Annotated in this window: 18 protein-coding genes; 9 read left to right on the top strand and 9 right to left on the bottom strand. The window is 63.6% G+C overall.

All coding sequences use genetic code 11. From position 1 onward, the window contains the following. Window positions 1–80 precede the first annotated feature (80 nt). From purB to NH396_RS02680, 5 genes are all read right to left on the bottom strand, one after another. Window positions 81–1448: an adenylosuccinate lyase gene (gene purB, locus NH396_RS02700; protein ID WP_176677741.1), complete on the bottom strand. Its 1368-nt coding sequence runs from the start codon at window positions 1446–1448 to the stop codon at window positions 81–83. Between the two features lie 143 nt (window positions 1449–1591). Next, a complete protein-coding gene (gene hflD, locus NH396_RS02695) occupies window positions 1592–2227 on the bottom strand; it encodes a high frequency lysogenization protein HflD (RefSeq protein ID WP_253061413.1) in 636 nt (211 codons plus the stop codon). Continuing rightward, a complete protein-coding gene (gene mnmA, locus NH396_RS02690; protein ID WP_253061411.1) occupies window positions 2224–3405 on the bottom strand; it encodes a tRNA 2-thiouridine(34) synthase MnmA in 1182 nt (393 codons plus the stop codon). Before mnmA ends, hflD begins: the two co-directional genes overlap by 4 nt. 141 nt (window positions 3406–3546) lie before the next feature. After that, entirely contained in the window at window positions 3547–3996 is a 450-nt protein-coding gene (locus tag NH396_RS02685; protein ID WP_253061409.1) for an NUDIX hydrolase, read from the bottom strand. Continuing rightward, window positions 3996–4757 carry a pseudouridine synthase gene (locus NH396_RS02680; protein ID WP_176677738.1) on the bottom strand — a complete coding sequence of 254 codons (762 nt, stop codon included), beginning with the start codon at window positions 4755–4757 and terminating at the stop codon, window positions 3996–3998. The genes NH396_RS02685 and NH396_RS02680 overlap by 1 nt, the downstream gene beginning before the upstream one ends. A 100-nt stretch (window positions 4758–4857) precedes the next feature. Between NH396_RS02680 and icd the strand changes: the two genes are divergently transcribed. The 3 genes from icd to clpA all read left to right on the top strand — a co-directional run bounded on the left by icd (window position 4858) and on the right by clpA (window position 9306). Next, the gene (gene icd, locus NH396_RS02675; protein WP_043333852.1) at window positions 4858–6120 is read left to right on the top strand and encodes an NADP-dependent isocitrate dehydrogenase; all 1263 of its coding nucleotides are present in this window, start codon (window positions 4858–4860) and stop codon (window positions 6118–6120) included. 486 nt (window positions 6121–6606) lie between these two features. Beyond that, on the top strand, window positions 6607–7008 hold the full coding sequence (gene clpS, locus NH396_RS02670; RefSeq protein WP_176677737.1) for an ATP-dependent Clp protease adapter ClpS: 402 nt from the start codon (window positions 6607–6609) through the stop codon (window positions 7006–7008). A 33-nt stretch (window positions 7009–7041) separates the two neighbouring features. Continuing rightward, complete coding sequence (gene clpA, locus NH396_RS02665) at window positions 7042–9306, top strand: ATP-dependent Clp protease ATP-binding subunit ClpA (protein WP_253061407.1); 2265 nt, start codon at window positions 7042–7044, stop codon at window positions 9304–9306. 575 nt (window positions 9307–9881) lie between these two features. Here the strand turns inward: clpA and infA are convergent. From infA to aat, 3 genes are all read right to left on the bottom strand, one after another. Then, on the bottom strand, window positions 9882–10100 hold the full coding sequence (gene infA / locus NH396_RS02660) for a translation initiation factor IF-1 (RefSeq protein ID WP_024953359.1): 219 nt from the start codon (window positions 10098–10100) through the stop codon (window positions 9882–9884). A 323-nt stretch (window positions 10101–10423) separates the two neighbouring features. Further along, entirely contained in the window at window positions 10424–11227 is an 804-nt protein-coding gene (locus NH396_RS02655; RefSeq protein ID WP_253061405.1) for an arginyltransferase, read from the bottom strand. Window positions 11228–11263: 36 nt separating this feature from the next. Further along, window positions 11264–11980 carry a leucyl/phenylalanyl-tRNA--protein transferase gene (aat, locus tag NH396_RS02650; protein WP_253061403.1) on the bottom strand — a complete coding sequence of 239 codons (717 nt, stop codon included), beginning with the start codon at window positions 11978–11980 and terminating at the stop codon, window positions 11264–11266. Window positions 11981–12150: 170 nt separating this feature from the next. Between aat and NH396_RS17000 the strand changes: the two genes are divergently transcribed. Then, a complete protein-coding gene (locus tag NH396_RS17000; RefSeq protein ID WP_290441663.1) occupies window positions 12151–16248 on the top strand; it encodes a DNA translocase FtsK 4TM domain-containing protein in 4098 nt (1365 codons plus the stop codon). Window positions 16249–16441: 193 nt separating this feature from the next. After that, window positions 16442–17110: an outer membrane lipoprotein chaperone LolA gene (gene lolA / locus NH396_RS02635; protein WP_253061401.1), complete on the top strand. Its 669-nt coding sequence runs from the start codon at window positions 16442–16444 to the stop codon at window positions 17108–17110. Window positions 17111–17250: 140 nt separating this feature from the next. On the opposite strand, the gene NH396_RS02630 is transcribed toward lolA, so the two are convergent. Further along, window positions 17251–18618 carry a replication-associated recombination protein A gene (locus NH396_RS02630; protein WP_253061399.1) on the bottom strand — a complete coding sequence of 456 codons (1368 nt, stop codon included), beginning with the start codon at window positions 18616–18618 and terminating at the stop codon, window positions 17251–17253. Between the two features lie 312 nt (window positions 18619–18930). Between NH396_RS02630 and NH396_RS02625 the strand changes: the two genes are divergently transcribed. The 4 genes from NH396_RS02625 to NH396_RS02610 all read left to right on the top strand — a co-directional run bounded on the left by NH396_RS02625 (window position 18931) and on the right by NH396_RS02610 (window position 23942). Beyond that, on the top strand, window positions 18931–19479 hold the full coding sequence (locus tag NH396_RS02625; protein WP_253061397.1) for a hemerythrin domain-containing protein: 549 nt from the start codon (window positions 18931–18933) through the stop codon (window positions 19477–19479). Window positions 19480–19715: 236 nt separating this feature from the next. After that, entirely contained in the window at window positions 19716–21269 is a 1554-nt protein-coding gene (locus NH396_RS02620) for an NAD-dependent succinate-semialdehyde dehydrogenase (protein ID WP_253061395.1), read from the top strand. A gap of 99 nt (window positions 21270–21368) precedes the next feature. Next, window positions 21369–22829: an aminotransferase gene (locus tag NH396_RS02615; protein ID WP_253061393.1), complete on the top strand. Its 1461-nt coding sequence runs from the start codon at window positions 21369–21371 to the stop codon at window positions 22827–22829. Between the two features lie 3 nt (window positions 22830–22832). Continuing rightward, window positions 22833–23942: a pyridoxal-phosphate dependent enzyme gene (locus tag NH396_RS02610; protein ID WP_253061391.1), complete on the top strand. Its 1110-nt coding sequence runs from the start codon at window positions 22833–22835 to the stop codon at window positions 23940–23942. Window positions 23943–23964 lie beyond the last annotated feature (22 nt).

Here is a 23964-nt window from a genome sequence, read left to right as displayed (position 1 = left end):
TGTTGCATGCGTCTAATGCGCAATGCATGACGCCGGAGCAGAGGCCCCGGCGTCCAAAGATTTGCAGTGACCTGCGCCGCTTAGAGCGCCTTGGCCTGTGCAATGGCGTTGCCGATGTAGCTGGCCGGGCTCAGTGCCTTCAGCTCGGTCTTGACGTCTTCCGGCAGTTCCAGCGTCTCGATGAAGGCGGCGAAACCGGCCTGGTCGATACGCTTGCCACGGGTCAGCTCCTTGAGCTTCTCGTAGGGCTTCTCGATGCCGTAACGGCGCATGACGGTCTGGATCGGCTCGGCCAGCACTTCCCAGCTGTTGTCCAGGTCGGCGTCCAGGCGCTCCGGGTTGGCTTCCAGCTTGCTGATGCCTTTCAGGGTCGCCTGGTAGGCGATCAGACCCTGCGCCAGGCCGGTGCCCAGGTTGCGCAGCACGGTAGAGTCGGTCAGGTCACGCTGCCAGCGGGAGATCGGCAGCTTCTGTGCCAGATGGCCCAGCACGGCGTTGGCGATGCCCAGATTGCCTTCGGAGTTCTCGAAGTCGATCGGGTTGACCTTGTGCGGCATGGTGGAAGAGCCGATCTCGCCGGCCACGGTGCGCTGCTTGAAGTAACCCAGCGAGATGTAGCCCCAGATGTCACGATCGAAGTCGATCAGGATGGTGTTGAAGCGGCAGATGGCATCGAACAGCTCGGCGATGTAGTCGTGCGGCTCGATCTGGGTGGTGTACGGGTTGAAGGTCAGCCCGAGGCTCTCGACGAAGGTTTCGGCGTTGGCCGCCCAGTCGATGGCCGGATAGGTGGTCAGGTGGGCATTGTAGTTGCCCACGGCACCGTTGATCTTGCCGAGCATCTCGATGCGTTCGATCTGCGCCAGCTGACGACGCAGGCGCGCGGCGACGTTGGCCATTTCCTTGCCGAGGGTGGTCGGGCTGGCCGTCTGGCCGTGGGTGCGCGACAGCATCGGCTGTTCGGCGTGCTGGTGGGCCAGCGCGACGATCGCTTCGGTCACTTCACGCATCTGCGGCAGCAGCACCTTGTCCAGGCCGCCACGCAGCATCAGGGCGTGAGACAGGTTGTTGATGTCTTCACTGGTGCAGGCGAAGTGGATGAACTCGGTGACGGCGTTGAGTTCGGCGTTGCTCTCGACCTTTTCCTTCAGGAAGTACTCGACCGCCTTCACGTCGTGGTTGGTGGTGCGTTCGATGTCCTTGATGCGCTGGGCATCCTCGACACTGAACTCACTGACGATGCCATCCAGCACGGCGTTGGCATCCGCGGAGAAGGCCGGCACTTCAGCGATCTCGGCGTGGGCGGCCAGGCGTTGCAACCAGCGCACCTCGACGATGACGCGGGCACGGATCAGGCCGAATTCACTGAAGTGCTCGCGCAGGGCCTCGGTCTTGGCGCCATAGCGGCCATCGACGGGAGACAGGGCGGTGAGGGCGGACAGCTGCATGATGAGAATCTTCCGATGGTGGCAGGACATGACGCGCTGCCGGTTCAAGTGTCTCGGAGCCCGGTTCACGGGCTCCAGCGTTGTTGAAGCGAATTCGGGTGTGAATCAGGTGGTGCAGGTGACGCGCGAGCGCGGAGGCGGGCTCAGTCCAGCTGCTGCAATGACTTCTTGAGCGCGCTGCGCTGGAAGACCAGCTTCCAGCGACGGCCACCCTGCTGGTCCCACAGCAGTGCGAAGCGCACACCCGCCAGCAGGGCGCAGCGGATGCGTTCCGGCATCATGCGTTGCTGCAGCAGGCCGGGATCGCCCTGCACCACGATCCGGTAGCGGAAGGTGGAGAGGGTCTGTTGATAAAGCTCGCCCAGGCTTGCGATCACGTTCTCGTGGGTCGGCCCGAAGTGCTCGGCCTGGCCCTGGATGCGGGTCAGGCCCGCGCCCAGCTTGTCCAGCATGTCCGGGTCCTTCTTGAGCTTGCTCATCAGCATCACCAGCGAGAAGCCGTAACGCATCACCACGGGTGAGACCTGGCGACGTTCCATCACCGCACTGACGGTGTCGATGCCGAGCCGCAGGCGGTTATGGTGCCCGCCGTAGATGGCTTCGAAGCTTTCCGGGTTGGTATCCAGCGTGGCATTCACCAGAGTTTCCCAGGCGCGCTCATCGCACTGGCCGTGGCGGGCCAGCTCATCGACCAGCGCGGCTGCCTGGAAGACGCCCGCCAGCGCGAGTGCCTGACGGGTGGTGGTATCAGTGACGGGACGGATCGGCACGCTGGTCATTGCGCGGCGGACTCCTCGGGGCCAGAGAGCGGGGCGGTGGAAGCGCTGGCGTCCGCCGCTGGAAGTTTCCAGGCGGCATCGATCACGCCGCCGCCCAGACAGATGTCGCCGAGATAGAAGACGGCAGACTGGCCGGGCGTGACGGCGCGTTGCGGTTCATCGAAACGCACCTCGACACGCTGGCCGTCATTGACGATCAAGGTCGCGGCCTGGTCTTCCTGGCGATAGCGGTTCTTGCAGCGAATGCGCAGCTCGCCATTGGCGTCGGTCTGCGGCGGCTCGCCTGCGACCCAGTCCACGGATTCGGTGCTCAACGCCTGAGTGTAGAGCAGGTCGTGGTGCTTGCCCTGCACGGCGATCAGCACGTTGCGCTCCAGATCCTTGGCACACACGAACCAGGGCGCGTCCGGATAGCGCTTGAGGCCACCGATTCCCAGCCCCTGGCGCTGGCCGAGGGTGTAGTACATCAGGCCCATGTGCTCGCCGATGACGTCCCCATCGGGAGTCTCGATCTTGCCGGGCTGAGCGGGCAGGTACTGCTTGAGGAAGTCGGCGAAGCGCCGCTCGCCGATGAAGCAGATACCGGTGGAATCCTTCTTGCGCGCGGTGATCAGCTCATGCTTCTCGGCGATGGCGCGCACTTCGTGCTTCTCGAGCTCGCCGACCGGGAACAGGGTGCGCGCGATGGCTGCCTGCGGCACGGCATGCAGGAAGTAGCTCTGGTCCTTGTTGGTGTCCAGGCCCTTGAGAAGGCGCGGGAGACCCTCGCGCACGCCGCCACGCACGTAGTGACCGGTGGCGATCAGCTCGGCGCCCAGCATCTCGGCATACTCGAGGAAGACCTTGAACTTGATCTCGCGGTTGCACAGGATGTCGGGATTCGGCGTGCGACCGGCCTTGTACTCGGCCAGGAAGTGCTCGAAGACGTTGTCCCAGTACTCCGCGGCGAAGTTGGCGGTGTGCAGCTTGATGCCGAGCTTGTCGCACACGGCCTGGGCATCGGCCAGGTCTTCGAGGGCGGTACAGTATTCGCTACCGTCGTCTTCGTCCCAGTTCTTCATGAACAGGCCTTCGACGTGGTAGCCCTGCTCCATCAACAACAGGGCAGAGACGGAGGAGTCGACACCGCCGGACATGCCGACGATGACCTTGGTTCCGGTACCGGTTTCAGCGGTCATCAGTTCTCTCGTCACCCGCATGGCCGCGGGTTGTCACAAACAGGGGAGGCGGCAGACCCGTCATTCTGGCGCCGCTCGAATGGCCGGGATTATACCTGAATGCGGGGCAGGGATTCACCCCGCCTGCGCCCGGGCGATCGCTCAATCGTGCAGCACATCCAGCGGGAAACGCTTGCCACGCTGGCTATCGCGGATACGACGGGTCACCAGGGGGCTGCGCAGGCGGCCCATGTCCTCGAGCTGCTCGATCTCCTCAAGCGACAGCCAGTGCGTTCTGACGATGTCAGGGGCCAGCGGCGTGCACAGGTGCTCAAGGGCGGCGGCCTCGAAGCTGTGGGAGTGGAAGTGGGTCCCGTCCTCGGCCACGTGCACATAGAGGCCGAGATAGCCGGTGAGCAGGATGCGCCAGGCGGTTTCCTCGCGAACTTCGCGTTGTACGCCGTCGATGATGCGCTCATGGGGTTCGAGATGGCCGGCCGGTTGGTTGAACACCGTGCAGGGCCCGCCCTTGTCTTCCTCGACGATCAGGTAGCGCCCGGCGCGTTCGACGACACAGGCGACGGTGACATTCGGGGTCCAGCGAGCAGCCATCAGGATTTCCTTCCTTTCTTGGGGGATGAGGGGCGCCGGGAGGCGGCGCCGGGTGTCTTGCCTGAACCTTGACCTGAGCCCTTGCTGAAACCCTTGCCATTCCTGGCTTTACTGCTTCTACTGCCACTGCCCCGGGGGCCAGCGTTGCCGGTGCGGCGCTCGCCCGTCGCGCCCTTGTGGCGTGGCGAGCGGGACTCGCGACGAGGTGGCGCTGGCATCTCGACTTCCTCGCTGCGCCATTCACCAGGGGCAAGGCCATCGAGCTTCCACGGCCCGATGGCTGCGCGGATCAAGCGCAGGGTCGGCAGGCCGACGTGGGCGGTCATGCGGCGCACCTGGCGATTGCGACCTTCACTGATGATGATCTCCAGCCAGTGGGTCGGAATGCTGGCACGGAAGCGCACAGGGGGTTGCCTGTCCGGCAACGCCGGCGGGTCAATCAGCCTGACCTTCGCCGGCCGGGTCATGCCATCCTTGAGCTCGACACCGGCTCTCAACGCGGCGATGGCCTGTTCATCGGGGGCACCTTCCACTTGCACCCAGTAGGTCTTGGGCTGCTTCTTCTTCGGGTGCGCGATCTGGTGGGAGAGCGCGCCATTACTGGTGAGCAGCAGCAGTCCCTCGGAGTCATAGTCGAGGCGCCCGGCGGCATAGACATCCGGCACGTCGATGAAGTCAGCGAGTGTCTGGCGGCCCTGATCGCGGTCGGTAAACTGGGTCAGGACGCGGTAAGGCTTGTGAAGCAGATATATGAGAGACATGGTTTAGACTTTTGTCGCGGCTGCCGTATAAGCCTACTGTGAGAAGCGGCACGGGTGCTATACTCGCGCCTCCACTGAATCCATGACAGGGGAGTTATCAATGGGGTTCCAGAAGATTGTCGTCCCGGAAGGCGGTGCCAAGATCACCGCAAATTCCGACAATACCCTCAACGTTCCGAATAATCCGATCATCCCGTTCATCGAAGGCGATGGTATCGGTGTGGACGTGACTCCGGCCATGAAGATTGCCATCGACGCTGCTGTCGACAAGGCCTATGGCGGCGAGCGCAAGATTCACTGGATGGAAGTCTACGCCGGTGAAAAAGCCACTCACGTTTATGATGCTGACACCTGGCTGCCGGAAGAGACTCTCGAGGCTGTCAAGGATTACATCGTTTCCATCAAGGGCCCGCTGACCACTCCGGTGGGCGGTGGTATTCGCTCTCTGAACGTCGCTCTGCGTCAGAAGCTGGATCTGTACACCTGCCTGCGCCCGGTGCGCTGGTTCACTGGTGTGCCGAGCCCGGTCAAGAAGCCGGCTGACGTCGACATGGTCATCTTCCGTGAAAACTCCGAAGACATCTATGCCGGTGTCGAATGGAAAGCGGGAACCCCGGAAGCCGATAAGGTCATCAAGTTCCTGCGCGAAGAGATGGGTGTCACCAACATCCGCTTCCCGGAGAACTGCGGTATCGGCGTCAAGCCGGTCTCCGAAGAAGGGACCAAGCGTCTGGTCCGTCAGGCTGTCCAGTACACCATCGACAACGACCGTGAGTCGCTGACCTTGGTGCACAAGGGCAACATCATGAAGTTCACCGAAGGTGCCTTCAAGGACTGGGGCTACGAAATCGTCAAGGACGAGTTCGGCGGCGAGCTGCTGGATGGCGGCCCGTGGATGACCTTCAAGAACCCGAACAACGGCAAGGACATCGTGGTCAAGGACGTCATCGCTGACGCCATGCTCCAGCAGATTCTGCTGCGTCCGGCGGAATATGACGTCATCGCCACCCTGAACCTGAACGGTGACTACCTGTCCGACGCCCTGGCGGCGGAAGTGGGTGGTATCGGTATCGCGCCGGGTGCCAACCTGTCCGACACCGTCGCCATGTTCGAAGCGACTCACGGTACTGCACCGAAGTACGCGGGTCAGGACAAGGTCAACCCGGGCTCCGTCATCCTCTCTGCCGAGATGATGCTGCGTCACATGGGGTGGGTCGAAGCGGCTGACCTCGTGCTGAAAGGCGTCGAGAAGGCCATCGCCAAGGGCGAAGTCACCTATGACTTCCATCGCCTGATGGACGATGCCAAGCTGCTGAAGTGCTCCGAGTTCGGTCAGGCTGTCGCTGACAACATGGATGCCTGAGATCCTGCGTTGATCTGATGCCCAGGCATCAGGTTGCGTGACAGGTTTCAGCAGAAGGCCCCCGGACATGTCCGGGGGCCTTCTTGCGTTTGAGATGGAAGCTTCTCGGTTGCGCGCCCAGACGGCTGCCAACGATTGCTACTCCTGGGCATTCTGCGTGGAGCGTTCTGCGCGGTCGCATTCCGGGTTTCATTGAGCGGCGAGGCGCTTGAATGGGTCGTCAGGTGGCGACGCCTGTCGAGAAGTGTCTGTCGCGTATGTGAGCGAAAATGCATGCAAATGCCCGCATTCATGTCAGAGCGTCGCGATGCAGGCATGAACGTGTACGCTTGGGCGGACGCGACCAAAGCTTGCAACCAGATCGACAAGCCCCCATCTTTTCCTTATCACACCCACATTGAGACGACGTGGCAGCGCTTGACCTTCTTCGCGGCGCGTTGAGGCAATCTGCTTCGTCACGGCTTGTGTTCACCGGATCAGCCCCTTATGTTCAAGACAGAGACATCGCGCGGCAGTCCTCCCTTTCTGGAGACACTGTCGATCAGCAATCAGGCCCCGTCGGCTCAGGACCCCGGATACCAGGAAGACCACGAAGGTGATCTGGCATTCGAGACCGCTGAGCCTGAACTGGCTCCACCGCCCATGTACAAGGTCGTTCTGCACAATGATGACTTCACGCCGATGGACTTCGTCGTGGAGGTGCTGACCACCTTTTTCAACAAGGATCAGGAGCAGGCAGTACAGATCATGCTCGCTGTCCATCATCAGGGAAAAGGAACCTGTGGCATCTTCAGTCGCGACATCGCGGAAACGAAATGCCACCAAGTCAATCAATATGCTCGAGAGTGCCAGCATCCGCTGCTGTGCGACATCGACCGGGCGGAGTGATCCGTCCAAGACGCGGCCTAGAGGGGACTTGCCATGTTGAGCAAAGAACTTGAACTGACCCTGAACACGGCCTTCACCGTGGCACGCTCCAAACGCCACGAATTCATGACCGTGGAACACCTCCTGCTGGCACTGCTGGACAATGCCTCCGCTGCCGATGTCCTGCGCGCCTGTGGTGCCAATCTGGACAAGCTGCGAGTCGACCTTCAGGACTTCATCAACTCCACCACCCCGCTGATTCCGGAAGAGCAGGAAGACCGCGAGACGCAGCCGACGCTGGGCTTCCAGCGCGTCCTGCAGCGTGCCGTCTTCCACGTGCAATCTTCCGGCAAGAGTGAAGTGACCGGCGCCAACGTGCTGGTGGCCATCTTCTCCGAGCAGGAAAGCCAGGCCGTCTACTTCCTCAAGCAGCAGAATGTCGCGCGTGTGGATGCGGTCAATTACATCGCGCATGGCATCTCCAAGGTCGCGGGTCACACCCAGGCGCCCCAGGCGTCGGTCGAGAACGAAGAGAGCGAAGAGGCGAGCAGCGAAGGCGGCAACAACCCGCTGACCAACTACGCCACCAACCTCAACGAGCAGGCGCGTCTGGGCAAGATCGACCCGCTGATTGGTCGCGACGAGGAGCTTGAGCGTGTGGTGCAGATTCTGGTGCGTCGCCGCAAGAACAACCCGCTGCTGGTCGGTGAGGCGGGCGTCGGCAAGACTGCCATCGCGGAAGGTCTCGCCAAGCGCATCGTCGAGGAGGACGTGCCGGACGTCATCAAGGAAGCCGTGGTCTACTCGCTGGATCTCGGCGCGCTGCTGGCCGGCACCAAGTACCGCGGCGACTTCGAGAAGCGTCTCAAGTCGCTGCTGGCGGAGCTGCGCAAGGAACCGAACTCGATCCTGTTCATCGACGAGATCCACACTGTCATCGGTGCGGGTGCTGCGTCCGGTGGCGTGATGGATGCCTCCAACCTGCTCAAGCCGCTGCTGTCTTCCGGTGAACTGCGTTGCATCGGCTCCACTACCTTCCAGGAATTCCGCGGCATCTTCGAGAAGGACCGCGCCCTGGCGCGTCGTTTCCAGAAGGTTGATGTGATGGAGCCGTCGGTGGATGACACCATCCGTATCCTCAAGGGGTTGCGTGGTCGCTTCGAGGAGCACCATGCCATCAAGTACACCGATGCCTCGCTGGAAACGGCAGTGCGTCTGGCCGATCGCTACATCAACGAGCGTCAGCTGCCGGACAAGGCCATCGACGTGATCGACGAGGCCGGTGCCCACCAGCGGCTGCTGCCGGAGAGCATCCGCGCCGACACCATCGATACCGAGCAGGTCGAGGCGATCGTCGCCTCCATCGCTCGCATTCCGCCGAAGACGGTCTCCAGCTCCGACAAGAAGCTGCTGTCCAATCTCGAGCGCGATCTCAAGATGCTGGTGTTCGGGCAGGACGACGCCATCACCGGACTGTCCGCGGCGATCAAGCTGTCGCGTGCAGGCCTCAAGGCGCCGGACAAGCCGGTGGGCAGCTTCCTGTTCGCGGGCCCGACAGGCGTCGGCAAGACCGAGGTCGCTCGTCAGCTGGCGGCGCTGATGGGTATCGAACTGGTGCGCTTCGACATGTCCGAGTACATGGAGCGTCACACCGTCTCGCGCCTCATCGGGGCACCGCCGGGGTACGTCGGTTATGACCAAGGCGGTCTGTTGACCGAAGCCATCACCAAGCAGCCGCACTGCGTGCTGTTGCTAGATGAGATCGAGAAGGCACACCCGGAAGTCTTCAACCTGCTGCTGCAGGTGATGGACCACGGCCGCCTGACCGACAACAACGGCCGCGAAGCGGACTTCCGCAACGTCATCATGGTGATGACCTCCAACGCGGGTGCCGAGCAGGTGGCGCGTCGCTCCATCGGCTTCAAGCACCAGGATCACTCCACCGACGCCATGGAAGTCATCCGCAAGACGTTCTCGCCGGAATTCCGCAACCGTCTGGATGGCATCATCCAGTTCGGCGCGCTGGATCTCGCCGTGGTGCGCAATGTGGTCGACAAGTTCCTGGTCGAACTGCAGGCGCAGCTGGATGAGAAACGCGTGCAGCTGGATGTCGCTGATGAGGCGCGCGACTTGCTGGCGACCCTCGGGTATGACCCGGCAATGGGGGCTCGCCCGATGGCACGCGTGATTCAGGAGAAGCTCAAGAAGCCGCTGGCAGAAATGATCCTGTTCGGCGACCTTTCCGAGTCGGGCGGCATCGTGCATGTCACAGTCGACAACGGCGAGCTGCACCTGGAAACGGAAGCGGAAATGGCGTGATCTGACGCTAAGCCTCCTGCCTTGAGGGGGGCGACATGAACGGTCAGTGCTCAAGCACTGGCCGTTTTTTATGGTCGCCAGTCAGCAGGCTGTCCGCATGTAGCTAACATGGAGTCGATTGCTCAACCTGGACACGCGCGCACGCCAAGGGGTTCGCGATCCTCAAGGGGAGGGCGGGGAGTTGGATGAGTACTGCGAGGAGGCGAATGCGTATCGGGGGAAGCGAATGCGTATTGAGGAGAAAATGCCCAGCGGGGATGAGCCGCCTGTCATCATACAATGGGAGCGAAGACCAGATTGGCGTTCGGGCTCAAGACACATTCATGGGACAAGGCGGCATCATCGGAATACTCAGGCATACGCCATCGAGGTGGCGGGTGTCTCGCCGTGAAGGGCAAGTCTTGCAACCTCGATGCGTTCCGGGTCCGGGCGGAGGGTTCAGGCGGAGGTGACGCTGGTGCCTGAGATGCCGGGAACGACCGGTTCAGCCAGCCGGTGTCATGATGATCGCATGCAGGTCCAGGACGTGCAGAGTGATCGATGGCATGGCAACCGGCAGGGCAGTCTGACCGTGCTTAGCGCGAACGGTAGACGATACGGCCCTTGGACAGGTCGTACGGAGTCAGCTCAACCTTGACCTTGTCGCCAGTCAGGATGCGGATGTAGTTCTTGCGCATCTTGCCGGAGATGTGTGCGGTCACGATGTGGCCGTTTTCCAGTTCAACACGGAAAGTGGTGTTCGGAAGGGTGTCGACGATGACGCCTTCCATTTCAATATGATCTTCACGCGCCATATAGGCTGATCCTCACTTATTACAGGGAATACTGCTGGTAGTTCCGAGCCGCCTCAGCACAAAAAGTGCCCGATTCGGGACTTCGATACGCGATATTGTGCCGTAAGGGCGGCGGCAAGGCAAAGCCGAAGCGCGATTGTACGCTCCTTGAGCGCCTGTGGGCAGTTCAGGAGGAAGATAAAAATCGGCTTCTTGCGCCGGGGCAACTTCCGGGAGGCGGTTGGTCGGCAGTCGGCGCTGTCTGGTGAGCTCCTGCTAGCTGAACGATGCTCATCTTGACGTTGTCAGACGCGCTTGCGTCGAGAGGGCGCCCGCAGAGCGCGTCACTCGCCGGGTGTCACTGACGCGCCTTGCTTGACCAGGCTCAGTGGCAGATGGCTATCGGTATGATTGGCCGGTATGCGTCGCCGCCAGTGGCTGCCATCCAGATACTCGAGCGGCTGAAAATGCTGCTTGTAGTTCATCTTGCGGCAGTCACGGATCCAGTAGCCCAGATAGAGGTGGGTCAGGCCTTCGCGGCGTGCCTGCTCGATCTGCCACAGCACCGCGTAGGTCCCCAGCGAGCGCTGATTCAGTGATTCATCCGGATCGTAGAAGGTATAGATGGCGGACAGGCCATGACTCATGCGGTCCATGGCGGCGACGGCCACCAGACGGCCGTCGAGGCGAAAGCTCACCAGACGGGCGTAGTCATCGCGGGAGGTGAGGAAGGTGCGATACTGCTCATGACTGGGCGGGAACATGTCGCCATCCGCATGACGGCTGCGGATGTAGTGGGCGTACAGGCGATAATGTTCGGGGTCGAAGAGTGCCGGCCCCTCTTCGATGACCAGGTCGGCATTGCGACGCACCAGACGCTTCTGGGTGCGGTTGGGCGTGAAGTCGGCGATCGGCACGCGGACGGAAATGCAGGCACGGCAATCACCGCAATGCGGACGATAGAGATGAGAGCCGCTGCGGCGAAAGCCGAGCAGGGCAAGGGCGTCATAGACACCGGAATTGGGCGCTTCCTGCGGATCGAGAAACAGCGTGGTCGCCTGGCGGCCTTCCAGATAGCTGCAGGCGTGCGGTACCGTCAGAAAGAAGCGCAGATCGCGTTGCGGTTGCTTGGGGGTATTGCTGCTCACCGTTGCATCATCTCCCTCTTGGAATTGCCGTGGCCATCATTCCCGGGCGTGCTGCGTGGGCCGAGATGTCAGTGACCACTTGCCCTCATGCCCTTGGCCAGTGGCATACTGGTCAAGATAGCTGATGAAATCGCTGCGGGCGATGCTGCGGGCGCCAAGACTTGCCAGGTGCGGAGTATGCATCTGACAGTCGATCAACGGAAAATCCCGTGCCTTCAATTCCTGGCACAGGATCACCAGCGCCAGTTTCGAGGCATCGGGCACGCGCGAGAACATCGACTCGCCGAAGAAGATGCGTCCACAGGCGACGCCATACAGGCCGCCCACCAGAGAATCGCCCTGCCAGACTTCAACGCTGTGGGCATGTCCCATGGCATGCAGGGCGATGTAGGCCTGCTGCATTTCTGGCAATATCCACGTGCCTGCCTGGCCATCGCGAGGAATGCTGGCACAGGCATTGATCACACCGGTAAAGTCGCGGTCGATACTGTAGCTCAGGCCTGCATTGCGCAGGCGCTTGGCCAGACTGCGGCGTACACGGACTTCCTCTGGCTTGAGCACCATGCGTGGGTCCGGTGACCACCACAGGATAGGATCACCCGGACTGAACCAGGGAAATATGCCGCGGGGGTAGGCCGCCAGCAGCCACTCGGGACTGAGTTCGCCCCCTGCACACAGCAGGCCGTCGGGCTCGCTCAGGGCGGTGGAAGCATGCGGAAAGTGGACAGGGGCAGGGGGAAGCCAGGGAAGCATGAGCAGCCTCTTGTCGGTTCGGGAACATGCACGGAGCAATGGGCTCCTGGCGCCTTGGCGTCATGAGCGGACGTGAATCGGCAATTATGACGTCACTGCCATCGAATGGTTATGATAACCGGCTGAAGGTACATGGAAAATCGCCCACAAGGTGCAAGGGGGATGGCGACTTGACTGCCAAGAGTGCCAGAAAGACAAGTCGGGAACAGGCCAAGCCTGAAACCCGTAGCCGCCGTGCGGCAGCAACACCCAGGAAGCGTGCCCGTCAGAAATCGGACTCGCCGGGCTTCTTCGCGCGTCTGCGCGGTGCTTCAGCCACAGAGGCTAGCTCGGCGCGCAAGACGCCGCGCGTCTCGGGCAAGCCCGCGAGGAAGGATGCCAGCGGCCAGCCTGCTGCCAAGACCAGAAACACGCCACGCGTGCAGGAAGAAAGCCCTGCAGCCCAGCGCCGCGCCGAGCGTCAGGCCGAACGCGCCGAACGCCAGGCCATCCGCGCCGAGCAGCGTGCGGAGAAGGCAGCGCGACCACCGTCACGCCTGACCACCACCCTGCAGGGCGTCAGCCGTGAAGGCGTGGTCATTCTCATGCTCAGCCTATGCGTCTTCATGCTACTGGCGTTGTTCAGTTATGCGCCGACGGACCCCGGCTGGTCCTACAGCGGCCCTGAACTGACGCCCAGCAACTGGATGGGCAGCATCGGCGCCTGGCTGTCAGACGTGTTGTATTCGCTGTTCGGCGGCAGTGCCCTGTGGTGGCCGGCGATGCTGGGCTTCGGTGCCTGGCGTCTGATGCGTCAGCCCAGTACAGAGCTGGTGTGGGATCCGACGACCATCGCGGTGCGTGCTGGCGGCCTGTTCCTGTTGATCATGGCGACCTGCGTCATCGGCGATATCCAGTTCTACAGCCCCGACAGCCAGCTGACCAACGGCGCGGGTGGCATTCTCGGCAAGGGCATTGCCGGTGCGCTGACGCCGCTGATCGGCATGGGCGGCACGGTACTGGTCGCGCTGGCCAGTTTCCTGTGCGGTTTCACGCTGTTTACCGGCATGTCGTGGCTGACGGTCATGGATGAGCTGGGCAATGGCTGCATGCGGGTGTCCGGCTGGTTCGCCGAGCGCTTTAACAGCCGCCGCGACGATCAGGACGCCTACGATGACGAGGCAGCCTACGCCGAGGAGGCGCTGACTCACGAGGATGGTGAAGAGGATGACGCGGATCGTGAACCAGCCCCCAGACTGAGCTGGTGGCAGCGTCTGCTGCCGGGCCGGCGTGCCCGTGAGGAGAAGTGGGATGAGGACAGCGACGAGATTCTGCTTGGTCGCCGGCAGGAGGCAGAAGGTATCGCCGCCGAACCGCGCGGCCAGCGCCGTGTCGAGCCGTCGCTGGATGGCGGCACCGACGAGGCCATCAGCGCTCGCGATGACTTCACGGACGACCGCAGCACCGATATCCCGTGGCAGACCGCTGAAACCACGCCTTCCGCAAAGGTGCCGGGCGCTGCCTACACCGAGCGCATGACGGTGCAGAGCGCCAATGTCAGCATCGAAGGGGTTGACCTGGCCGCGGCCCTGAAGACCGCCGTGGCGGCAGAGACAGCCTCCGCGCCGCGTGTCGCGCATGCCGATGTCACGCGCTCTCGCCTGCCCCAAGCCGCTGCCATTGAGGCTGAGCGCCAGCGTCATGCTGACGCCTCAGCCACGGCACAGGCTTCCAAGGCACCGACGCCAGGCCCTGCTGTCGAAGATACGGCATCAGCCTCCGACAGCTCGGCTGCCCCTGCTGCCTGGGATGCTGCCTCTGCCTTTACGCCGGCCGCTCGTCATGAGACCGCCCGTCACGAGACAGCGCAAGAGGCTCAGGCGCAGAGCGAGGCCGAAGCTCACAAGGCTTCGTCGCAAGCTCAAGATCCGTCTCAGGCGCAAGCTCAGGCTCGCAAGCAGGAGGCACAGCGCTTGGCCGAGCAGGAAGCGCAGCGTCTGGCAGAGCAGGAGGTGCAGCGCGAAGCAGAACAGAAAGCGCAGCGTGCAGCCGAGCAGCAAGCGGCAGAGCGACAAGCGCAGCTTGAACAGCAGGCGCAGCTTGAGAAAGAGGCGCAGCTTGAGAAAGAGACACAGCTTGAAAAGCAGGCACAGCGTGAGCGCGACGCGCAACTTGCGCGCGAGCGCAGCGGTGTCGCGCCGGATAGCCGCAATCAACCGCCGGAGCCCAGGGACGACGACGATGCGCCCCTGCCCGGCAGTGGTGGTCAATTCGCCACGGCCGCAGGGCTGGCAGCCGGTGCGGGTGTGATGGCGGCCGGTGTCGCAGCGGCCTCTTCCGAGACTCCCGCTCGCAAGGCGGTCGTTTCCTGGGATGATGCCTTCGAGCAGCCGACGGGCAACGCGCCGACACCGGCAGACGCGCCTGCGGCGTCAAGCAGCCCGTCTGCGACGCCGCAGCAGCATGCCCCTGAGCCGCGTCAGCCTGCAGCGCCCCATCAACCGGCCGAGCCGGTCGCGCCAGCAGAGCCCGATTCCGTCGCACCTCAAGCCGAGCATGTGCCGCCCTTCGAGGCTCAGCCTGCCACGCCGGAAGCGACACCCGCACCGGCCGAGCGTCCCTCCTGGGCCTATGACGGCGATGAGTCCGGCATGGTGCCGGGGGGCGGTCGTCTGGCGACGGCGGAGGATGCACAGGCGGCTGCCAGCGACCCCTCCGGCCCGACCCTGTGGACCGTGGAGCACATGCAGAGTCAGCGCCATGAAGGCGCCGATCAAGAGGAGGAGCCGGAAGGGGACTTGCCGCAGCTGAGCCTGCTGACGCCGCCGGATGCCCAGAAGCCCAACTACAGCGAAGAAGAGCTCGACCAGATGGCCGAGCTGCTGGTGGTGCGTCTGCGCGAGTATGGCGTCAAGGCCGAGGTGGCGGATGTCTGGCCGGGGCCGGTCATCACACGCTTCGAGATTCAGCCGGCGCCGGGCGTCAAGGCGTCCAAGATCTCCAACCTGTCGACTGACCTGGCGCGTTCACTGCTGGTCAAGAGCGTGCGTGTGGTCGAGGTGATTCCAGGCCGTCCGACAGTCGGCATCGAGATTCCCAACCCCAACCGCGCCATGATCCGTCTGCGCGAGGTGTTCGATTCCGATGCCTACCAGCTGGCGGAATCTCCGGTCACCCTGGCACTGGGTCAGGACATCGGTGGCGCTCCTGTCGTGGCCAACCTTGGCAAGATGCCGCACCTGCTGGTCGCCGGTACTACCGGTTCGGGCAAGTCAGTCGGCATCAACTCGATGCTGATCTCGATGCTTCTCAAGGCCACGCCGGACGAAGTGCGCATGATCATGGTCGACCCCAAGATGCTGGAGCTGTCGGTCTATGACGGCATTCCGCATCTGCTGGCGCCGGTGGTGACCGACATGAAGGAGGCCGCCAACGCCCTGCGCTGGTGTGTCGCCGAGATGGAGCGTCGCTACAAGCTGATGGCCGCCATGGGCGTGCGCAACCTGGCCGGCTTCAATGCCAAGATCGATGAAGCCGAGGCACATGGTGCCCAGATCGCTGACCCGCTGTGGGAGCCGCAGCCCTGGGAGATGCATCAGCATCCGCCGGTGCTCGCCAAGCTGCCCTACATCGTGGTGGTGATCGACGAGTTTGCCGACATGTTCATGATCGTCGGCAAGAAGATCGAGGAGCTGATCGCACGTCTGGCCCAGAAGGCCCGTGCCGCGGGGATTCACCTGATTCTGGCCACCCAGCGCCCGTCAGTGGACGTGGTGACCGGCCTGATCAAGGCCAACATTCCGACGCGCATGGCCTTCCAGGTCTCCTCCAAGATCGACTCGCGCACCATCCTCGATCAGGGCGGCGCCGAGGACCTGCTGGGCCACGGTGACATGCTCTACCTGCCGGCCGGTGCCGGCATGCCGACGCGCGTGCACGGTGCCTTCGTCGATGATGACGAGGTTCACCGTGTGGTCGACGACTGGAAGCGTCGCGGCTCGCCGGAGTACATCGAGGAGATCCTCACCGGTGGTGTGCAGGCGGATGCGTTGGCCGGTCTCGAGGCTGAAGGCGAGGACGGCGATGCCGAGCAGGATGCGCTCTACGATGAGGCCGTGGCCTATGTGGTCGAGTCGCGTCGTGCCTCCATCTCTGCCGTGCAGCGTCGCTTCAAGATCGGCTACAACCGCGCCGCGCGTCTGGTCGAGGCGATGGAGATGGCGGGTGTCGTCTCCGCGATGGGCACCAATGGCTCGCGGGAAGTGATCGCGCCCAACCACAGTGGCTAGCCGCCGCAGGTCTGGTCGCTGAAACACACGAAGGGGAGCTTTTTGCTCCCCTTCGTGTCAAAGACGTCAGATAACAGATCGCTGCCAGCAGGATGTTGGCAGCAATCATCCCGAATCGCTGAAACGGTGATGGTCAGGTGCAGGGCCTCGATGCCGAGGCTCGCCACTGGTCTTCCTCATCGCAAGGAGTTTCATGAAGACATTGTCGCGTTCTTTCGCATCTTCGTTGACCGCTCGTCTGGCCAAGGGGCTGGGCGCCGCTCTGATGCTGGGTATGGCCGCTCTGCCTGCGCACGCCGAGGAGTCGGCAGGCGATCGCCTGTCGCGCCTGCTGGAGCCGCTCAAGACCTATGCTGCCGACTTCGATCAGCAGATCCTCGATGCCTCCGGTCAGCGTCTGCAGGAAGCCAGGGGAAAGATGTGGCTGTCGCGCCCGGGCAAGTTCCGCTGGAGCGTCGATGCGCCGTACCGGCAGGAAGTGGTGTCGGATGGCAAGGAAGTCTATCTGCATGATCCGGACCTCGAGCAGGTCACCGTGCAGCCGCTGGATGAGCGTGTCACCCACACGCCGGCGTTGTTGCTGTCAGGTCGTTCCAGTGAGCTGACCGCCAACTATGCGGTCAAGCGCCAGCAGCAGGGCGCACGTGAGACCTTCACGCTGACGCCCAAGCAGGCCGATACGCTGTTCGAAAGCCTCAAGCTGACCTTTGACAGCGAGCAGCTCGACATGCTGCAGATGGCGGATTCCACCGGTCAGCGCACGGCGATCGACTTCAGCAACGTGCAATACAATCCGTCGCTGCAGGATAGTCGTTTCGTGTTCCAGATCCCGCAAGGCGCCGACGTCATTCGCGAGCAGTGATCGCGCCCAAGGTGCAGCGCAAATTGTGAGCACATCGCAATATGCTGAACAAACAGGAACGCCCGGACCAGATGGTCCGGGCGTTCTTGTTAGTGCCAGTCTCGACTCGGCAGGCACGTGCGCGCAGGATTCGCCGCTGATCAGCTCTGTCCGGGCGTCTCGCCACGGTCTGCGGCGGCGTCCTGCTCGCGGCGCCAGCGCTCGATCTCGGCGAAGCGCTTCTCACCACCATGCTGGGTCGGGCGGTAGAACTGCTGGGTCGGCAGCTCTTCTGGCCAGGCATCGTGGGAGCTGCCGGCCGGATAGCCATTGGGCTCGTTGTGGGCATAGCGATAGCCTTCGCCCATGCCCAGCTCCTTCATCAGCGTGGTCGGCGCATTGCGCAGATACACCGGTACCTCGAAGTGGGGCTGTTGGCGCACGAAAGCGCGGGCTTCCTTCCAGGCCACCTCGATGGCATTGCTCTTGGGCGCGATGGCCAGGTGGATCGCCGCATGCGCGATGGCGCGCTGGCCCTCGTAGTCACCGAGGCGCAGATAGGCATCCCAGGCGGCGATGGTCAGCGGCAGGGCGCGCGGGTCGGCGTTGCCAACATCTTCCGAGGCAATCGCCGTCAGGCGCCGCACGACATCCAGCGGGTCGCCACCGCCATCCATGAAGCGCGCCATGTACAGCAGCGCCGCGTCGGGCCGTGAGGAGCGTATCGACTTGTGGATCGCCGACAGCAGGTCGTAATAGTCATCGCCTTGCTTGTCGAAACTGGAGGCCTGATGGCCCAGCACGGCCTCAAGCGAGCTGTCCTCGAGTATCTCGCGCGTTCCCCCCTGGCCGTCGGGCTCACGGCGCACGAAGTCACAGGCGGTCTCCAGCAGGCCCAGGGCACGGCGTGCATCGCCGGAGGCCGAGCGCGCGATGCGGGTCAGCGTCTCGCGGCTGGCGTCGATGTGACGCTTGCCGAGGCCGTTGACCTCATCCTTGAGGGCGCGCGTCAATACCTCGATCAGGTCTTCCGTCTCCAGGGCCTTGAGCACATAGACCCGCGCCCGTGACAGCAAGGCCGAGTTGACCTCGAAGGACGGGTTCTCGGTGGTCGCGCCGATCAGCGTCAGCAGGCCGGATTCCACATGCGGCAACAGGGCGTCCTGCTGGCTCTTGTTGAGGCGGTGGATCTCATCGAGAAACATCACCGTCTGGCGATCGCTGGCCTGGAAGTGTCTGGCGCGCTCCACCACCTCGCGGATGTCCTTGACGCCGGCCATCACCGCCGAGAGCTGCTCCAGATGGGCATCACAGCCCTTGGCGAGAATCTCGGCCAGCGTCGTCTTGCCGACCCCCGGCGGCCCCCACAGGATCATCGAGCGCACCACGCCCGAGGCCACCATCTGGCGCAGTGGCATGTCAGGCCCGACCAACGCTGTCTGTCCGATGTAGTCATCCAGGGTGCGTGGGCGCATGCGGAAGGCCAGTGGCGCATGGGAATTCGAGGCGGTATCGGCAAAAAGATCCATCGGCGAGTCTGGCTCCGGCAGGCGTGGGGCAGTATTGCGCTCATCATGGCCGATCCTGCGGACCTGTACAAATCAGCAGTGGCGGCGCGCTCAGTCAGCGGCCTCAGGCCGCGCGTGGCATTGCACCAGACTGTCATGTTTCTTTGCCAGCATGAGACGCTCATTCAGGCAATCCCACCCAACGTCTAACTGGCGCTCGAGGGATGTGTCCTACACTTCTAGGTGACGACATTGCTACATTCGGTAGCAATGCCCGAGGCGGCAGCGCTGTCTGCCAGCATCGGCCACCTGTTCCGTCAGGAGGAGGAAGTCATGCCCAATGTGACTCAGCTGCGCCAGGACCACGCCAACATGGCACGTCTGCTGCACGTGCTTTCGCATCGCCACAAGACGCTCGTCAGTGGTGAGCGTCCCGACTTTCGCATGATGCGTGAGGTGGTGGATTACATTCTCGATTACATGCAGGGCTTCATCATTCCGCTGGAGCGTCAATGCACCCAGATGCTGTGCGAACGCTCCGAAGACGCCGCGCCACTCTGTCAGCGCCTCATCCAGCAATATCGCACCCTGCACGAGCGTCTGGACAAGCTGTCCGACAATCTCGACAGCATTCTGATGGACCAGATCATCCCGATGGACCAATTCAATGCCGACCTGCGCGAGTATGTGGAGGCACACCGTGACTACCTGCGTGCCGAGCGCACCGAGCTGTTCCCGCTGATGCGCGACAACCTCAGTGACGAGGAATGGCAGCAGCTGACCGATGCCATCCCGCATGCGCGCACCGAGCTTGAGCGCCTCCAGAAAGCCTACCCGGAACTCTACGCCGAACTGACTGAGAGTGATGTCGTGACCGCCTGATCCATGCGTTCTGCTGTGTGACGCTGCGCGCGATTCCCCGCAACACAGAAAGAATCCCCACTCTGCCCGCCACAACAGAAAGAACGCCAAGTCGTTGGCGGGTATTCCGAAAGTCTCCACGTCTCATCTCCCCCACACTGAGGTCATCACATGACGCCCGCCGCGTTTCGGTGGGCGTTGTCCTTGGCGGTGTTCCGCCTTCTCAGATGACGGCCGAGCGGCCCGGGAGACAAGCGATGAGTGCTCAATCTCTTGCACGACAGTGGGCAACTTCCCAGGACGGAGCGACGTCCGAGCCTGCCCAGTTCGCCAGCGAAGGCATTGCTCTGGAAGACCCGCGTCTGTTTCGCCAGCTCGCCTACGTGAATGGCTACTGGGTGCATGGCGAAGGCGGACGCGAGGAGGCGGTCTTCGACCCTGCCACCGGCGAGCGCCTCGGCCAGGTGCCGTGGCTCGAGGAGGCGCAGATCGACGCCGCCATCGCCGCCGCCGATGCGGCCCAGCGTGAATGGCGCAAGCTGCGCGTCGACCAGCGCGGCGAGCTGCTGGATGCCTGGTACGACCTCATCCGTGCCCACAAGGAAGACCTGGCCATGCTGATGACGCGTGAACAGGGCAAGTCGCTGGACGATGCGCGTGGTGAGGTGGAATACGGCGCCAGCTTCGTTCACTGGTTCGCCGAGGAGGGCAACCGTGCCTTCGGCGAGACCATACCCAGTCATATTCCGAATGCCGCGCTGGGCACCGTGCGTGAGCCTATCGGTGTCGCGGCGCTGATCACGCCGTGGAACTTCCCGCTGGCGATGATCACCCGCAAGGCCGCGGCCGCACTGGCGGCGGGCTGTACGGTGCTGGTCAAGCCGGCCGGCGAGACGCCGTTCTCGGCGCTGGCGCTGGCGGAGCTGGCCGAGCGCGCCGGCATTCCCGCCGGTGTCTTCAGCGTCATCACCGGCGAGGCCTCCGAGGTCTCCAGGCAGCTGTGTGATGACCCGCGCGTCGCGGGGCTCTCGTTCACCGGTTCCACCCGGGTCGGGCGTCTGCTGCTGAAACAGTGCGCCGACAGCGTCAAGCGTGTCTCGCTGGAACTGGGCGGCAATGCCCCCTTCATCGTCGGGCCGGACATGGACCCCGAGGAGGCTGCACGCGCCGCCGTCGATGCCAAGTTCCAGACCTCCGGTCAGGACTGCCTCGCGGCCGACCGTATCCTGGTCCACGACAGCCTCTACGAGGACTTCCTGAGCCACTTCGCACGCATCATGAAGCAGCTCAAGGTCGGCAATGGCCAGGTGAAGGGGATCGACCTTGGCCCGCTGATCCACCGCGACGCCGTCGCCAAGGCGCAGACCATCGTCGATGACGCCGTCGAGCGGGGCGCGCGGCTGATCCACGGTGACCAGAGCATGGCGCCGGGCCCCAACTTCTTCATGCCGGTGCTACTGGCCGACATCACGCCGGACATGCGCGTCTGGCGCGAGGAAACCTTCTCGCCGGTGGCCGGCATCACCGCCTGGCACGATGAGGAAGAGGTGATCGCGATGGCCAACGACACCGAATACGGCCTCGCCGCCTACGTCTATACCCACGATGTGCGCCGCATCTGGCGACTGATGCGTGGCCTGCGCTTCGGCATGGTCTCGGTCAATTCCGTCAAGATGACCGGCGCGCCGATTCCCTTCGGTGGTGTCAAGCAATCCGGCCTGGGCCGCGAAGGCGGTCGTCAGGGGCTCGAGGAATATCTCGATATCAAGTACTACTGTCTGGGTGGGCTGGAAAGCGCCTCCGGAAGTTGAGACGGACATCCTTCACTGTCACATGTCGATCATAGCGACCGGTGGCCATTGAGCAACACTACCGGTCGATCGCCCCTAGTTGAGCATTCGGAGAGTCACATGAGCACCGATAACACCCTGAGTCAGGCCGCCAGCTTCGACGACGCGACCTCGACCGATGAACTGATTCGCCGTGATCGCAAGGTCACCTTCCATGCCTCGACCCACCTGCGCGATTACGCCCAGGGCGATGCACCGGGCCGCGTGATCACCGGTGGCGAAGGCATCCGCATCCGTGAGCGTGACGGACGTGAGCTGATCGACGGCTTCGCCGGCCTCTACTGCGTCAATATCGGTTACGGGCGCACGGAAGTCGCCGATGCCATCCACGAGCAGGCCCTCAAGCTAAGCTACTACCACACCTACGTCGGCCACTCGAACGAGCCGCAGATCGCGCTGTCGGAGAAGATTCTCGAGCTGGCCGGCCCCGGCATGTCCAGGGTCTATTACGGCATGTCCGGCAGTGATGCCAACGAGACCCAGCTCAAGCTGGTGCGCTATTACCACAACGTGATCGGCAAGCCCGAGAAGAAGAAGGTCATCTCGCGCTGGCGCGGCTATCACGGCTCCGGCATCGCCTCTGGCTCGCTGACCGGGCTGGCAGCCTTCCATGATCACTTCGATCTGCCGATTCCGGGCATCCTGCACACCGAGGCGCCGGACTACTACCGCCGTCCTGCCGAGTGCGCCGAGATGAGCGAGCGCGAATTCTCCACCTGGTGCGCCGAGAAGCTCGAGGCGATGATCCAGGCCGAGGGGCCGGAGACCGTCGGCGCCTTCATCGGCGAGCCGGTGCTGGGCACCGGTGGCATCGTGCCGCCGCCGGAGGGCTACTGGGAGGCCATCCAGGGCGTGCTCAAGCGCCACGACATCCTGTTGATCTGCGATGAAGTGGTGTGCGGCTTCGGGCGCATCGGCAGCCAGTTCGGCTTCCAGCACTTCGGCATCAAGCCGGATTTGGTCACCATCGCCAAGGGCCTGACCAGCGCCTATCAGCCGCTGTCCGGGGTCATCGTCGGCGACCGCGTGTGGAAGGTACTGGAGCAGGGCACCGGCGAATTCGGCCCCATCGGCCACGGCTGGACCTACTCCGGGCATGCGCTGGGCGCCGCCGCCGGTGTCGCCAATCTGGAGATCATTCGCCGCGAGGGCCTGGTCGACAATGCCCGCGATACCGGCGCCTATCTGCAGAACGCCATGCAGGCCGCCTTCGCCGATCATCCCATCGTCGGCAATGTGCGTGGCATCGGCCTGCTGGCGGCACTGGAGTTCTCGCCGCAGCCGTCACAGCGCAAGGCGTTCGACTCAGGGCTCAAGGTCGGCCTGCGCATCTCCGCGGCGGCCCTCGAGGAAGGCCTGGTGGCACGCGCCATGCCGCAGGGCGACATCCTCGGCTTCGCGCCGCCGCTGGTGGTCACCCCCGAGGAAATCGATGACATCGTCGCCCGCGCGCGCCGCGCCGTGGACAAGGTGCATCAGGAGCTTGTCGACAATGGTGATCTCTCTTCCGGTGACCAGTAAGTCATGGCATTGACCTTACCCCCGCTCAAGAGCACACGGGAAACGCCGCTGGCGCTGGCCGATATCCATGCCGCGCGCCAGCGGCTGTTTCATTCATCGACGGCCACGGGTGTCGAACGCACGGCGCTGGTACCGTCACCGGGGCTGTCGCGCCGCTTCGATGCCGAGATTCTGCTCAAGCTGGAGACCCGCCAGCCCACCGGCGCCTTCAAGCTGCGCGGGGCCAGCAATCTGCTGGCCGCCGTGGCGGAGCAGGCCTCCGGCGAGGCGTTCGAGCGCCTCCAGCGCGGCGTGACCACCGCCTCCACCGGCAATCACGGTCGCGCGCTGGCCTACGCCGCGATGCGCCGTGGCCTCAGGGCGGTCATCTGTCTCTCCGAGCAGGTGCCCGCCAACAAGGTGCGTGCCATCGAGGCGCTGGGTGAGCTGGGCGGTGCCACTGGCGGCAGTGTCGAGGTGCGCCGGGTCGGGCGCAGCCAGGACGAGGCCTTCCACGAGGTCAATCGGCTGGTCGAGGAGGAGGGCATGCTGGCGGTGCCACCCTTCGATGACCCGCTGATCGCGGCCGGTCAGGGCACCATCGGGCTTGAGTTGATGGAGGATTGCCCGCAGCTCGATCAGGTACTGATCGGACTATCCGGCGGCGGCCTGCTCGGCGGTATCGGGGCGGCGCTCAAGGCGATTCGCCCCGAGACCCGCGTGCATGGCATCAGCCTCACCGAAGGCGCTGCCATGTGGCACAGCCTGCAGGCAGGCGAACCGGTGGAGGTGGAAGAGGTCGCCAGTCTCGGCGACTCACTGGGCGGCGGCATCGGGCTTGGCAATCACACCACCCTGCCGCTGGTGCGCCGCGTGATGGATCACCACCATCAGGTCAGCGAGCGCGCCATCGCTCGCGCCATGCTGATGCTGCTGGAAGAGGAGAAGCTGCTGGTCGAGGGCGCCGCCGTGGTCGGTATCGCCGCACTCGAGGCCTCACGGCTGGGCGAGAGTGACCCGTGGCTGGCCGAATCGATCCGCGGCCAGCGTGTCGCGCTGATCATCAGCGGCAACGGTGTCAGTCTGGAGACCTTCGATCAGGCCCGAGCGCTGCTGGCGGACGCTCAGCAGTGACTTTTTCGCCCATGGCTCACAG

Source organism: Cobetia sp. Dlab-2-AX (genome assembly GCF_024124625.1).
Lineage (GTDB): Bacteria > Pseudomonadota > Gammaproteobacteria > Pseudomonadales > Halomonadaceae > Cobetia.
This window is presented reverse-complemented; position numbering and strand designations above follow the sequence as displayed.

Excerpts from the sequence above, each read along its gene's own strand:
- purB (WP_176677741.1), bottom strand. The coding sequence starts at position 1,448 with ATGCAGCTGTCCGCCCTCACCGCCCTGTCTCCCGTCGATGGCCGCTAT.
- hflD (WP_253061413.1), bottom strand. The coding sequence starts at position 2,227 with ATGACCAGCGTGCCGATCCGTCCCGTCACTGATACCACCACCCGTCAG.
- mnmA (WP_253061411.1), bottom strand. The coding sequence starts at position 3,405 with ATGACCGCTGAAACCGGTACCGGAACCAAGGTCATCGTCGGCATGTCC.
- NH396_RS02685 (WP_253061409.1), bottom strand. The coding sequence starts at position 3,996 with ATGGCTGCTCGCTGGACCCCGAATGTCACCGTCGCCTGTGTCGTCGAA.
- NH396_RS02680 (WP_176677738.1), bottom strand. The coding sequence starts at position 4,757 with ATGTCTCTCATATATCTGCTTCACAAGCCTTACCGCGTCCTGACCCAG.
- icd (WP_043333852.1), top strand. The coding sequence starts at position 4,858 with ATGGGGTTCCAGAAGATTGTCGTCCCGGAAGGCGGTGCCAAGATCACC.
- clpS (WP_176677737.1), top strand. The coding sequence starts at position 6,607 with ATGTTCAAGACAGAGACATCGCGCGGCAGTCCTCCCTTTCTGGAGACA.
- clpA (WP_253061407.1), top strand. The coding sequence starts at position 7,042 with ATGTTGAGCAAAGAACTTGAACTGACCCTGAACACGGCCTTCACCGTG.
- infA (WP_024953359.1), bottom strand. The coding sequence starts at position 10,100 with ATGGCGCGTGAAGATCATATTGAAATGGAAGGCGTCATCGTCGACACC.
- aat (WP_253061403.1), bottom strand. The coding sequence starts at position 11,980 with ATGCTTCCCTGGCTTCCCCCTGCCCCTGTCCACTTTCCGCATGCTTCC.
- lolA (WP_253061401.1), top strand. The coding sequence starts at position 16,442 with ATGAAGACATTGTCGCGTTCTTTCGCATCTTCGTTGACCGCTCGTCTG.
- NH396_RS02630 (WP_253061399.1), bottom strand. The coding sequence starts at position 18,618 with ATGGATCTTTTTGCCGATACCGCCTCGAATTCCCATGCGCCACTGGCC.
- NH396_RS02625 (WP_253061397.1), top strand. The coding sequence starts at position 18,931 with ATGCCCAATGTGACTCAGCTGCGCCAGGACCACGCCAACATGGCACGT.
- NH396_RS02620 (WP_253061395.1), top strand. The coding sequence starts at position 19,716 with ATGAGTGCTCAATCTCTTGCACGACAGTGGGCAACTTCCCAGGACGGA.
- NH396_RS02615 (WP_253061393.1), top strand. The coding sequence starts at position 21,369 with ATGAGCACCGATAACACCCTGAGTCAGGCCGCCAGCTTCGACGACGCG.
- NH396_RS02610 (WP_253061391.1), top strand. The coding sequence starts at position 22,833 with ATGGCATTGACCTTACCCCCGCTCAAGAGCACACGGGAAACGCCGCTG.